13 protein-coding genes are annotated in these 12,425 nt (G+C 35.8%); 12 read left to right on the top strand and 1 reads right to left on the bottom strand.

What is annotated here, in order from left to right; all coding sequences use genetic code 11:
• Positions 1 to 30: 30 nt before the first annotated feature.
• The 8 genes from BME96_RS10445 (at position 31) to glnA (ending at position 7,387) form a co-directional block, all read left to right on the top strand.
• Positions 31 to 480 (top strand): Dps family protein, encoded by a 450-nt coding sequence (locus BME96_RS10445; protein WP_060681855.1) that lies wholly within the window; start codon positions 31 to 33, stop codon positions 478 to 480.
• Between the two features lie 25 nt (positions 481 to 505).
• Positions 506 to 1,441 (top strand): tRNA (adenosine(37)-N6)-dimethylallyltransferase MiaA, encoded by a 936-nt coding sequence (miaA, locus tag BME96_RS10440; protein ID WP_071649041.1) that lies wholly within the window; start codon positions 506 to 508, stop codon positions 1,439 to 1,441.
• Between the two features lie 38 nt (positions 1,442 to 1,479).
• Positions 1,480 to 1,704: an RNA chaperone Hfq gene (gene hfq / locus BME96_RS10435; protein ID WP_019378497.1), complete on the top strand. Its 225-nt coding sequence runs from the start codon at positions 1,480 to 1,482 to the stop codon at positions 1,702 to 1,704.
• A 272-nt stretch (positions 1,705 to 1,976) separates the two neighbouring features.
• The gene (gene spoVK, locus BME96_RS10430; protein ID WP_071649040.1) at positions 1,977 to 2,897 is read left to right on the top strand and encodes a stage V sporulation protein K; all 921 of its coding nucleotides are present in this window, start codon (positions 1,977 to 1,979) and stop codon (positions 2,895 to 2,897) included.
• An 88-nt stretch (positions 2,898 to 2,985) separates the two neighbouring features.
• A complete protein-coding gene (gene hflX, locus BME96_RS10425; protein ID WP_019378495.1) occupies positions 2,986 to 4,221 on the top strand; it encodes a GTPase HflX in 1,236 nt (411 codons plus the stop codon).
• Between the two features lie 9 nt (positions 4,222 to 4,230).
• Entirely contained in the window at positions 4,231 to 5,475 is a 1,245-nt protein-coding gene (locus BME96_RS10420) for a methionine gamma-lyase family protein (RefSeq protein WP_071649039.1), read from the top strand.
• A gap of 133 nt (positions 5,476 to 5,608) precedes the next feature.
• The gene (locus tag BME96_RS10415) at positions 5,609 to 5,992 is read left to right on the top strand and encodes a MerR family transcriptional regulator (RefSeq protein WP_060681858.1); all 384 of its coding nucleotides are present in this window, start codon (positions 5,609 to 5,611) and stop codon (positions 5,990 to 5,992) included.
• Between the two features lie 57 nt (positions 5,993 to 6,049).
• On the top strand, positions 6,050 to 7,387 hold the full coding sequence (gene glnA, locus BME96_RS10410; protein WP_019378492.1) for a type I glutamate--ammonia ligase: 1,338 nt from the start codon (positions 6,050 to 6,052) through the stop codon (positions 7,385 to 7,387).
• Between the two features lie 249 nt (positions 7,388 to 7,636).
• Here glnA and lexA read toward each other — a convergent pair whose 3' ends face one another.
• Positions 7,637 to 8,260 carry a transcriptional repressor LexA gene (lexA, locus tag BME96_RS10405; protein ID WP_060681859.1) on the bottom strand — a complete coding sequence of 208 codons (624 nt, stop codon included), beginning with the start codon at positions 8,258 to 8,260 and terminating at the stop codon, positions 7,637 to 7,639.
• Between the two features lie 296 nt (positions 8,261 to 8,556).
• Between lexA and BME96_RS10400 the strand changes: the two genes are divergently transcribed.
• From BME96_RS10400 to sirA, 4 genes are all read left to right on the top strand, one after another.
• Positions 8,557 to 9,195 (top strand): YneB family resolvase-like protein, encoded by a 639-nt coding sequence (locus BME96_RS10400; protein ID WP_019378489.1) that lies wholly within the window; start codon positions 8,557 to 8,559, stop codon positions 9,193 to 9,195.
• 93 nt (positions 9,196 to 9,288) lie between these two features.
• Positions 9,289 to 9,522 (top strand): DUF896 domain-containing protein, encoded by a 234-nt coding sequence (locus tag BME96_RS10395; RefSeq protein ID WP_019378488.1) that lies wholly within the window; start codon positions 9,289 to 9,291, stop codon positions 9,520 to 9,522.
• A 154-nt stretch (positions 9,523 to 9,676) separates the two neighbouring features.
• A complete protein-coding gene (gene tkt, locus BME96_RS10390) occupies positions 9,677 to 11,677 on the top strand; it encodes a transketolase (protein WP_071649038.1) in 2,001 nt (666 codons plus the stop codon).
• A 275-nt stretch (positions 11,678 to 11,952) separates the two neighbouring features.
• Complete coding sequence (gene sirA / locus BME96_RS10385) at positions 11,953 to 12,414, top strand: sporulation inhibitor of replication protein SirA (RefSeq protein WP_019378486.1); 462 nt, start codon at positions 11,953 to 11,955, stop codon at positions 12,412 to 12,414.
• The last annotated feature ends 11 nt before the right edge of the window (positions 12,415 to 12,425 follow it).

Genomic DNA, 12,425 nt, shown 5'->3' with positions numbered 1-12,425 from the left:
ATGAGTACAAAAAGCTCAGAGGTGTAAAAAATGGAAAATCAAAGGTTAATTAACTTTCTGAATCAGTTACTATCAAATTACTTTGTATTGTATGTTAAGTTGCATCGATACCATTGGTTTGTACAAGGTAGACATTTCTTCCAGCTTCATGAAAAATTTGAAGAGTTATATGAGTTATTTGCCAGTGAACTAGATGAAATAGCAGAAAGAATTTTAATGATAGAAGGAAAACCTTTGGCTACGATGACCAAGTATTTAAAAGAGTCTACATTAGAAGAGGCAAATGCAGATGATAAAGAAAGTGAAATAGTATCTCAACTAATAAAAGATTTCGAACAAATTATTTCAGAAATTAGGGATGAGGGACTTGTTTTAGCTGATAAGCACAAGGATTACCCTACTGAAGATTTACTAATTTCATTACAGACAAAATTGGAAAAGAATCTATGGATGTTCCGAGCATATCAGGCTTATGAGTAAATAATCAGTATGTAGGGGAAGAGGTATGAAAAAAACAGTAATTGCAATTGTCGGTCCCACAGCAGTAGGGAAAACCAAACTAAGTATTGAGATAGCAAAGCGATTTGAGGGTGAAATTATCAGCGGAGATTCTATGCAGGTATATAAAGGAATGGATATTGGGACTGCAAAAGTTGATGAGCGGGAAATGCAAGAAATCCCACATCATTTAATTGATATAAAAGAGCCTAATGAACCTTACTCTGCTGCAGATTTTAAAAACCATGTGCAAACATGTATTGAATCTATAGATGCCAAAGGAAAGATCCCGATTATTGTAGGAGGAAGCGGCCTATATATACAGTCCGCTTTATTTGACTACAATTTTTCTCCAGCAGGACGTGATGAGCGAATTACGAAGCGATTGGAAAACGAACGGGTAGAATTAGGAGTTAAACATCTATATGACCGGTTACGTGTAATTGATCCGGAACAGGCTGAAAAAATTCATCCAAATAACTATCGAAGAGTAATTCGAGCATTAGAGATTTATGAGATAACAGGAGTGAAAATGTCTCAGCTCCAAAAAGAGCAAACGATAGAGTCTCCATACAACGTTATTTTTATCGGCTTGGAAATGGAGAGAGACCTACTATATAAACGGATTAACCAGCGTGTAGACAAGATGATTAAAGACGGACTGGTTGAAGAAGTGAAATCGTTATATGAAAAGGGTTATGAAAAATATGGTTCCATGAAGGCGATCGGTTACAAAGAAATAGTTCCCTATATTCATGGAAAGCAGCCATTTGAAGAAGCGGTTGAAAATTTAAAGAAAAATTCAAGAAGATACGCAAAACGGCAATATACTTGGTTTCGCAATAAGATGAAAATAAGTTGGTATTCCATTAATCCAGATACATATCAGGAAGATTTTATAAAGATTTTAGATGATCTAGCAGGATTATTGCAAGACAAATAGAAATAGTTATATATAGATAGAAATGAGGAGGAAACATAATGGCTCAAAATGTTAATATTCAAGACCAATATCTAAATCAATTAAGAAAAAATCACATCGCAGTAACTGTTTTCTTAACAAATGGATTTCAATTAAGAGGGACATTAAAAGCATTTGATAATTTTACAGTTTTACTTGAGACAGAAGGAAAGCAACAATTAATTTTCAAACACGCAATTTCCACTTTCGCTCCAGTTAAAAATGTGTCTTTAGAAACAGAATAGATGTTGAAACGGGTGCTGCTTAGCACCCGTTTTTATATGTAAATTATTAAGAAGTTATCTGAAATAAGTTTGAATTGAATGTTTTGAGGAACAAACTCTCCTTTAAAATCATTATCTACAGAAGTAAATTATTACTCCGACCCTTGTTGTATTTGCATTTTGGGGCCTTTTGTATACATTAAACGAACTATCAAAAATACTCTCAGATATATAGGCGAATGTCACACCATATTGATTAAGTGCGTATACTGAATTGACTGAGAGGTGATGGTATGGAAACACAATTAATCAGGAATAAGAAAAGTCAAATTAATATTGTTTTAAAAGAACAAAAAAACGATGAAGGAAAATCACAGAAAACAACTTCGTCACTTGAAAACAATCCATTTACACATATAGATCAAGAATTCTCTTCGATTATTGGCTTGCAAGATTTGAAAAAAACAATAAAAGAAATTTATGCAACAGTAGTAATTAATCAAAAAAGACATGAATTAGGATTAAAGAGCTCTAAGCAAGTTCTCCACATGCTATTTAAAGGAAATCCCGGGACAGGAAAAACTACTGTGGCAAGGAAGTTGGCAAAGCTATATTTTGAAATGAATTTATTGTCAAAAGGGCACTTTATTGAAGCTGAAAGAGCCGATCTTGTTGGTGAATATATTGGTCAAACCGCTCAAAAGACCCGTACTATTATTCAAAAGGCAATGGGAGGAATTCTGTTTATAGATGAAGCTTACTCACTGGCGCGAGGCGGCGATAAGGATTTTGGAAAAGAAGCTATTGATACGTTAGTAAAACATATGGAAGATCACCATAATGATTTTGTACTAATCTTAGCGGGCTATCCGTATGAGATGGAAAGATTTTTAACGTTAAATCCTGGCTTACAGTCAAGGTTTCCATTTATATTAGATTTTGAGGATTATGAAATAAGTCAATTAATGAAAATAGCCAGGCAAATGGCAGCAGAGCGTGAATATCGTTTAACAAAAGAAGCGGAACAGGAATTAAGAATGCATTTATATAAAAAAACTCAAGAAAAAGCCCGTAATTTCTCCAATGCCCGCTATGTAAGAAATGTAATTGAAAATGCAATCAGGCTTCATGCAGTTCGCCTGTTAAAAAGGAATAACCTAACTACAGACGACTTGATTACATTAACAGAAAAAGATCTGCTGTTCGATAATTGATAGCGCAATATTTGGTTATCAGATGCTCCGTTTGGTATGATAATACATGTAGATAATACGTTAAGGGTTGATAGAAAGAGGTTTAAATATGACAGTAGAAAAAATACTAGTTATTGCAGTTATGCGACCGAGACAAAATGAAGAAAGATTTCAATCTTCTTTAGAAGAACTCATTTCTTTAAGTCAAACTGCTGGCGGGGCAGTCCAGAAAATAATGGTACAGAAACGAGACCGAATTCATCCAGCTAATTACATTGGAACTGGGAAAATGGAAGAAATAAAACAGGAAATTGAGGAACTGGATATCGAGTTGGTTATCTCAAATGATGAGCTTTCTTCAGGTCAATTACGTAATTTAGGAAATGAATTTGGCGTACGGATAATCGATAGAAGCCAATTAATCCTCGATATATTTGCACAAAGGGCTAGAACCAAAGAAGGAAAGCTCCAAGTAGAACTTGCCCAGTTGGAATATATGCTACCGAGACTCCGTGGTCAAGGAGCGAGCATGTCCAGATTAGGAGCGGGGATTGGCACCAGAGGTCCTGGTGAGACAAAGCTGGAGACAGATCAAAGACATATTAGACGTAGGATTTATGATATTAAAAGAAGACTGTCCTCTGTAGCACAGCAAAGAGAGCAATATAGAAAGAGACGAAAAGCCAATGAAGTATTTCAAATTGCCGTTGTAGGTTATACAAACGCTGGAAAATCAACTTTATTCAATCGTTTAACTGATAGTGAAAGTATGGTAGAAGATAAACTTTTTGCTACTCTGGACCCATTAACTCGACAAATTAAACTGCCGTCGGGCTTCCAATCATTACTAACAGATACGGTAGGCTTTATTCAAGATTTACCTACATCTTTAATTGCAGCATTTAAGTCCACGTTGGAGGAAGTATCTGAAGCGGACTTTCTTCTGCATGTCGTAGATGGCTCAAATCCTGATCTGGAACAACACCAACATACTGTCCGTATATTATTGGAAGAATTACATGCAGATACAATTCCTATGTTAACCATTTATAACAAAAAGGATTTAATGGAAAAAGATTTTATACCTTCAAACCACCCTTATTTCATTATGAGCGCCTATGAAGATGGGGATGTAGATTTGTTGCAAACCAAAATTGAAGAATCTTTAATAAAAGAGTGGAAGTATTACAAGCTGGAATTACGCCCCGATGAAGGAAAAATAATGACCAGACTTGAGTTAGAGACAATCGTCAAGGATAAATATTTTAATGAAGAAAAAAATTATTATATAGTAAAAGGCTATATGCAGAAAAATCACGCTTTAGAAAGCCTATTAGAGGAGTAAAAACAACCAATGTTAGAACAATTAGTAGAAAAAGCAGAAAAAGATTGCAAGCATATTCATAATAAGATTAATAAAACTGTAGAGATAAATCAGAAACGAGTGCTAGATGCGTTTAAGCAAAATCGTGTGAGCGATAGTCATTTTAATTCGACAAGCGGCTACGGCTATGATGATATGGGAAGAGAATCCCTAGAGAAAATATACGCAGATGTATTCGGAGGAGAGGATGCACTCGTCAGACCCCAATTGGTATCAGGTACTCATGCTATTTCCACTACTTTATTCGGGTTGTTAAGACCTAATGATGAACTTATTTATATAACTGGAAAACCGTATGATACGTTGGAGGAGGTTATTGGTAAACGTGGTAAAACTGATACCGGCTCGTTAAAAGACTTTCAGATTTCCTACAAAGAAGTCAATTTAAATTTAAATGGGTCCATTAATTATCCTTCCATCGAAGAAAATATAAGCGACAAAACAAAAGTAATTGGGATTCAAAGATCGAAAGGATATGATGATCGGCCTTCGTTTACTGTCGAAGAAATAGGGGATATGGTTAAATTCATTAAGGATATAAATGAAGATATTATCATTTTTGTAGATAATTGTTACGGTGAATTTGTAGAAGAAATAGAACCATTACATGTCGGGGCAGATATTATGGCGGGATCATTAATTAAGAACCCGGGTGGAGGAATGGTCCGTGCCGGCGGTTATATCGTTGGGAAAGAAAAATTAGTTTTAAAGTGTGCCAATAGGCTAACAGCGCCAGGTCTTGGTAAGGAAACTGGAGCAACTCTGAATACATTGCATGAAATGTATCAGGGATTTTTTATGGCACCTCATGTTGTCGGGGAAGCCTTAAAAGGCGCAGTTTTCACTTCCAGATTGTTAGAATTAGCAGGTTATACAACATCTCCACATTATCAAGCAGTTCGTACGGACTTAATTCAATCTGTAACGTTTCAAGAAGAGAAGGAAATGGTAGCTTTTTGTCAGGCTATTCAGGAAAGTTCACCTGTCAACTCATTTGTGAAACCTTATCCAAGTGAGATGCCCGGATACGAAGATCAAGTTATTATGGCTGCCGGAACGTTTATTCAGGGTTCAAGTATTGAATTGTCAGCAGATGGCCCACTGCGGTATCCTTATATTGTTTTTGTTCAGGGGGGTTTAACCTATGCTCATGTAAAGATAGCTCTTACCCAATCAGTAAAAGAACTCCAAATAAAAGGTTTTTTAACTTTATAAAAGGGAAAAGGAAGAGAAGTAGCTATCTCTTCCTTTTAATTTATTCTTTTATGTGAGGAAACCTAACATCAATTTGACAGTTAATCTCACATAATCTATAATTAGTTACATAATTACATAAGGGGGTTATGTATTGAATGATAAAGAGAGACGATCCATGCCCTTATTCTCTATTGGGATAGTTATTAAACTAACGGAGTTAACAGCAAGACAGATAAGATATTATGAAGAAAATAACCTGATTCATCCCGAAAGAACTACAGGTAATCAAAGATTATTCTCGTTTAATGATGTGGATAAATTACTAAAGATTAAATCACTACTTGACCGAGGTCTAAACATTGCCGGTATTAAATTATTACTTGAAGAAGAAAAAGATTTGCCAAAAGCCCAAGGTAAATCAGAGCTTTCGGATAAGGAACTGCGAAGTATTTTACGAAATGAGTTAAATGAAGCAGGAAGGTATGGGAAAGCGAGCTTAAGACAAGGAGAATTATCAAGATTTTTTAGGAATTAGGAAGAAGAGAGTAGTTCTCTCTTTATATAAATCCAACTCAAATCAGGAGGAGAAATGATGGGAAAACGAATTACCAAAGAGGAAATTTTAAGGCAAATCGATGAAGAGAATGTACGATTTATTCGTCTGCAATTTACAGATATGCTTGGAATTATTAAGAATGTAGAAATTCCACTGAGTCAACTTGAAAAGGCACTGGATAATAAGATGATGTTTGACGGGTCTTCCATTGAAGGTTTTGTTCGCATTGAAGAATCAGATATGTATTTATATCCAGATCTTGATTCATTTGTAGTATTTCCGTGGACATCTGATAAAGGTAAAGTAGCCCGCTTTATTTGTGATATTTACAATCCGGATGGAACACCATTTGAGGGTTGTCCTCGATATAATCTAAAGCGTAATTTAAAGAAAATGGAAGAACTAGGTTTTGATGCATTTAATATTGGAACAGAGCCGGAATTCTTTTTATTTAAATTAGATGAAAAAGGGGATCCTTCTTTAGAGTTGAATGATCGGGGCGGGTACTTCGACCTGGCGCCAACTGATCTAGGAGAGAATTGCCGTAGGGACATTGTTCTTGAATTAGAAGAAATGGGCTTTGAGATTGAAGCTTCTCATCATGAGGGTGCTCCGGGCCAACACGAAATTGATTTTAAATATGCTGATGCGGTTAAACATGCCGATGATATACAAACATTTAAACTAGTAGTAAAAACAATTGCCAGAAAGCATAATCTACATGCTACTTTTATGCCGAAGCCTTTATTTGGTGTAAATGGTTCTGGAATGCATGTAAACATGTCCTTGTTTAAAAATGGAGAAAATATGTTTTTTGATAAACAGGGTGACATGCAACTAAGTGATGTAGCATTTCAATTTACAGCCGGTATCATGAAGCATGCAACAAACTTCACAGCAGTAACTAATCCAACGGTGAACTCATATAAGAGGCTTGTTCCTGGATATGAGGCTCCTTCCTATGTAGCGTGGTCTGCAGCGAACAGAAGCCCGTTGGTTCGTATCCCATACTCTAGGGGTCTAAGTACACGGATTGAAGTACGCAGTGTCGACCCTGCAGCTAATCCTTACATGGCTATGGCGGTATTATTAGCAGCTGGACTTGATGGTGTGGAAAATAAATTAACACCACCGGCAGCTGTTGACAGAAACATTTATGTAATGACCAGAGCAGAACGTGAGGAAAACGGTATTAAGGATTTACCGTCGACACTGATGGGTGCTTTGAAAGAATTGGAACAGGATAAAGTTATCGTTCAAGCGCTTGGAGATCATTTATATGAACATTTCATGGAAGCAAAAGAAATTGAATGGGATATGTTCCGTACGACGGTACATCCTTGGGAAAGAGAACAATATTTAAGCACCTATTAAGATTGATTAAAATCTAAAAAACTGCCATAATGGCAGTTTTTTTATGAGACAGAATATAATTTTGTGCTCAGGTTTTTAGTCAGCAACCGTTTTGCTTAACTTCTTACACTAGTGATCTTTAGCAGTTAACCTACATGATCATTGTCTTTTTGCTTTTTCTCACATAAGCTCATGGAAGTAAGGGATACAGAACACAAATGGTTCAGTGACGAATAACACATTTCAGTTTCGTGTTATGCAGAAGCACTATTAATGTATATTGCGATACAATCCAATAACTTTTCCAAGTATGCTTACATTTTTGTACAGTAAGGGTTCCATTGTAGCGTTCTCAGGTTGTAAGCGTATATGATCGCTTTCTTTAAAGAAGCGTTTAACCGTTGCTTCATCTTCTTCTGTCATAGCAACGACAATATCGCTGTTCTGGGCGGTGTTTTGCTGTTTAACGATAACCATGTCTCCATCAAGTATCCCGGCTTCAATCATACTTTCTCCTTCAATTACCAAAACAAACAGATGATCATCCGGACCTGCTGTATTACTTGGAAGAGGCACAAACTCCTCAATATTTTCTACTGCTGTAATTGGAAGACCAGCAGTTACCTTACCAATAACAGGAGCATATCTCGCTTCCTCTCTTGGGATACTTTCTTCGCCTGTAATATCAAGTATCTCAATTGCTCTAGGCTTTGTAGGATCCCGGCGAATAAAACCTTTGCTTTCCAGTCTGGCAAGATGGCCATGGACGGTTGAGCTGGAAGCAAGCCCCACAGCAACAGCTATTTCTCTGACAGAAGGTGGATACCCCTTGTTAGTAACTTCTTCCTTTATAAAATCCAAAATCATTTGCTGTCTATTAGAAAGTTTTGTCATCTATCAAACACCTCGCACATATAGTTTAACTATTAATAGTTTATCATTGAGAAATAGAAAAAGCAAACGTTCGTTCGAAAAATGACTTGACAAGATCATATGTTCGTGCGATACTCATATTAGATAAGCGAACAAAGGTTCTAAATTTGCGGGAGGTGGATTTTACTATGTTTGGAAAATTAACAAAAACAGACGTATTCTATCTGGTGGCATTTGCTTTAACCTTAGGTTTCTTGTATTATTCTATGGTTACAAGCTGAGTAGTATATAAGTAAAGGGCAGGAGAAGTTTATTAAATGAATGCTATTATTTATTGTCGGGTAAGTACAGATAAATCAACACAGGAGACCTCTTTAAGCAGGCAAAAAGAAGAACTACAAAAACTTGCAAGACAAAATGGATTTACTATTATTGCATGTATAGAAGAACAAATAAGTGGATATGAAATTAATAGAGACGGTATCTATGAAATGCTTGATTATTTTACTTCCAATAGAGCGGATTGTCTACTTATTCAGGATGAAACAAGGCTTGGGCGAGGAAATACGAAAATTGCTTTATTCCATCATTTGAAAAAGCTCGACATACCAATTTTTACAGCTATACATGAAGGAGAACTGGAGTTATCTGAATCAGACTCTATGGTTTTACAAATTGTCGGTATCGTAGAAGAATATCAACGTATCATTCATAATACAAAGATAAAACGAGGGATGAAGAAGGCTGTTAAAGAAGGTTATAAGCCTCAAAATAATTTATCACGTCAAGACAAAGCTCCAGGAAGAGATAGAATTTCCTTTCCTATAGAAGAAGTAATCAGATTAAGAGAAAAAAATCTCACATTTGAAGAAATTGCAACAACGCTAAATGGTTTAGGATATTCTGTTTCTAAAGCGACAGTACATCGAAGATTTAAGGAGTTTCAAAACACTTGAATATAAGTATTATGGAGCGTAATATAAAAAGACAGGAACGATCGTTCCTGTCTTTTTATATTGCTATTCACTCGAGCAGGAGGTTTAATTATAATGTTATCCAAAGATAAGTTAGAACGTATCAATCAGTTAGCTAAAAAATCAAAGCAAGAGGGTTTATCGACAGAGGAGAAGAAAGAACAAAAGAAGTTGCGGGAAGAATATTTAAAAAATGTCCGCAGTTCTTTTAAAAACCAATTTAAAACCATGACAGTTATGGATCCGGAAGGTAATGACGTTACTCCTCAAAAAGTGAGGGACTTACAAGAAAGAAACAAAAAACATTAGCTAAATACTGCTCTAAATAAATAAATAATTTCTTAAAGTTTGTTCAAACTATCACAGAATTGTTTTTTGAATCCTATAATACTTGTTACTAATGTTTTTTCGTTATAGAATAAAGTAGGATATTATAGTTGTATTTACGAGAGGAGCTTATTATATGCCAAACAATATTGAAGAACAATCAGTGAATACCATTAGAACCTTATCTATTGACGCTATCGAAAACGCAAACTCTGGTCATCCTGGTCTCCCAATGGGGGCTGCTCCGATGGCTTACACATTATGGACTGACTTTATGACACATAATCCGAACAATTCAAAGTGGTTTAATAGAGACCGCTTTGTGTTATCTGCGGGACATGGATCAATGTTGCTATATAGTTTACTGCATCTATCTGGATATAATGTGACAATTGAGGATTTAAAAGAATTCAGACAATGGGATTCTAAGACTCCTGGTCATCCAGAAGTAAATCACACGGACGGAGTTGAAGCAACTACCGGACCTTTGGGACAAGGTATTGCTATGTCTGTTGGTATGGCAATGGCTGAAGCTCATTTAGCAGCCAAGTTTAATAAGGATGATATTGCCGTTGTTAACCATAATACGTATGCTTTAGTCAGTGATGGAGACTTAATGGAAGGTATTTCGCATGAAGCTGCATCTCTAGCAGGTCACCTTGGTCTTGGAAAACTAATTGCTTTGTATGATTCTAATGATATTTCTTTAGATGGAGAATTAAACCGTTCTTTCTCAGATAATACAGAGCAACGGTTTGAAGCTTATGGTTGGCAAGTGATCCGTGTAGAAGATGGGAATGACCTAAATGAGTTAAGGGCTGCGATTAAAAAAGCGAAAGAAAATACCGACCAGCCTACTTTGATTGAGGTCAAAACAGTTATTGGTTACGGGTCACCTAATAAGTCAGCATCAGCTGCTTCACATGGCGCACCACTTGGGAAAGATGAAGTGAAACTAACAAAAGAATTCTATAAATGGGGGCATGAAGATTTTCATGTACCAGAAGAAGTTTATGCAGATTTCAAGGGGAAAATTTCAGACAATGGCGCAGCTGCTGAAGAAAAATGGAATCAACAGGTAGCAGTATATAAAGAAAAATATCCAGAGCTAGCTAATGAATTTGAATTAGCACTGAATGGCAAGCTTCCTGCAGATTGGGAAAAAGACTTACCTGTATTTGAACCTGAAAAAGACACGTTGGCTACAAGGGCTTCATCTGGTAAAGTGCTTAACGCCATAGCTAAAGCTGTACCGAACTTCTTTGGTGGTAGTGCCGATTTAGCTGGTTCTAACAAAACTACCATCAATGACGAAGATGATTTTACACGGAATAATTACGCTGGTCGTAATGTGTGGTTTGGTGTAAGGGAACATGCAATGGGTGCTGCTTTGAACGGGATGGCTTTACATGGTGGTTTAAACGTATATGCAGGAACCTTCTTTGTTTTTAGTGATTATCTAAGACCAGCAGTAAGGTTATCATCCATCATGAATGTTCCTGTAACTTATGTTTTCACCCATGATTCTATTGCTGTGGGAGAAGATGGACCGACACATGAACCTGTAGAGCATTTAGCTGCTTTACGTGCTATGCCTGGTTTATCATTGATTCGTCCTGCAGATGGAAATGAAACACAGGCTGCTTGGAGACTTGCTTTGGAATCTACAGACACACCTACAGCATTAGTTCTTACAAGACAAAATTTACCAACACTAGAAGGAACAAAGGAACATGCCTATGAAGGTGTCAAAAAAGGTGCGTATATTGTAAGTAAGGCTGAAAAGGATACTCCTGATGCGCTATTGCTTGCAACTGGTTCTGAGGTGCAGTTGGCAGTTGCAGCTCAGAAAGAATTGGCTACAAAAGGAATTGACGTGCAGGTTGTCAGCATGCCTTCTTGGGATCGTTTTAATGTACAGGAAGAGACATATAAAAATACAATTCTTCCACCACAAGTGAAAAAACGCGTTGCCATTGAAATGGCAGCTTCCTTCGGTTGGGAACGATATGTTGGTAGTGAAGGAAAAATTATTGCTATCGATAAATTCGGAGCTTCGGCTAACGGAGATAAAGTAATAGAAGAATATGGCTTTACTGTTGAAAATGTAGTAAACCATGTAAAATCTTTACTATAAAATAATACCCTTTTCTAATTGCAACATAATAAAGAGATGACCCTAATTAAGTATGGGTCATCTTTTTATTTTTAGCTCTTTATTTTTTTATGGCTAATAGTACCTTGACTATTCTAAAAATAAATGTGTAGCTGCTTTCATTTAAAAATCTATTTAAAACTTGAGAATCGAACTAATATACTTCTCATCGACAAAACAAGTGTTATTTTGCGTTACAATGTGACATTATTCTGAAATTTAATGCGTATAATAGATTATATAAAGGGGGAGATAAAATGGATGCTTATTCTATCTACTGGATAAAAGAAGAGGTTGCAGCACATTATTTCCACAAAAGTAATTTATTATATCATTTTTTTAAAGATTATAGAAACGATCTATCAAACGATATTTTACAAAAACAGTTTAATTATATTACACGTTCCTTTCCTAAATCACATTTAATTTCACATATAAAAAACTACTATAATAAGACTTTTATGTTACAATTTAATGGCTCACAACTAATCATTCATCAAAAAAAGACTTATATTTCTTTACATATGGATGAAAAACAATTAAAATTTCGTTGTAATTCTTTGCAGGATGCAGAAGAAATATTATTTCCTATGCTAAGAAGTTTCCATAGCAATTTGTTTATCACAGGTAGAAATGTGAATAACTTTGGATGGATTTCTCCTGTAATTACTAGTAATCATGGAAATGAGAGTGAACAAGTATTGTATTCCTTTCTTTGATTTACTATACT

It is taken from the genome of Virgibacillus halodenitrificans (assembly GCF_001878675.1).
Lineage (GTDB): Bacteria > Bacillota > Bacilli > Bacillales > Amphibacillaceae > Virgibacillus_Q > Virgibacillus_Q halodenitrificans.
The sequence above is the reverse complement of the archived record's forward strand: the minus strand, read 5'-3'. Positions and strand labels throughout refer to the sequence as shown.

Bases quoted from the DNA above. Each gene is read 5' to 3' on its own strand.
- spoVK (WP_071649040.1), top strand. From the start codon at position 1,977: ATGGAAACACAATTAATCAGGAATAAGAAAAGTCAAATTAATATTGTT.
- BME96_RS10445 (WP_060681855.1), top strand. From the start codon at position 31: ATGGAAAATCAAAGGTTAATTAACTTTCTGAATCAGTTACTATCAAAT.
- BME96_RS10395 (WP_019378488.1), top strand. From the start codon at position 9,289: ATGTTATCCAAAGATAAGTTAGAACGTATCAATCAGTTAGCTAAAAAA.
- miaA (WP_071649041.1), top strand. From the start codon at position 506: ATGAAAAAAACAGTAATTGCAATTGTCGGTCCCACAGCAGTAGGGAAA.
- hflX (WP_019378495.1), top strand. From the start codon at position 2,986: ATGACAGTAGAAAAAATACTAGTTATTGCAGTTATGCGACCGAGACAA.
- glnA (WP_019378492.1), top strand. From the start codon at position 6,050: ATGGGAAAACGAATTACCAAAGAGGAAATTTTAAGGCAAATCGATGAA.
- BME96_RS10420 (WP_071649039.1), top strand. From the start codon at position 4,231: ATGTTAGAACAATTAGTAGAAAAAGCAGAAAAAGATTGCAAGCATATT.
- BME96_RS10400 (WP_019378489.1), top strand. From the start codon at position 8,557: ATGAATGCTATTATTTATTGTCGGGTAAGTACAGATAAATCAACACAG.
- hfq (WP_019378497.1), top strand. From the start codon at position 1,480: ATGGCTCAAAATGTTAATATTCAAGACCAATATCTAAATCAATTAAGA.
- tkt (WP_071649038.1), top strand. From the start codon at position 9,677: ATGCCAAACAATATTGAAGAACAATCAGTGAATACCATTAGAACCTTA.
- sirA (WP_019378486.1), top strand. From the start codon at position 11,953: ATGGATGCTTATTCTATCTACTGGATAAAAGAAGAGGTTGCAGCACAT.
- lexA (WP_060681859.1), bottom strand. From the start codon at position 8,260: ATGACAAAACTTTCTAATAGACAGCAAATGATTTTGGATTTTATAAAG.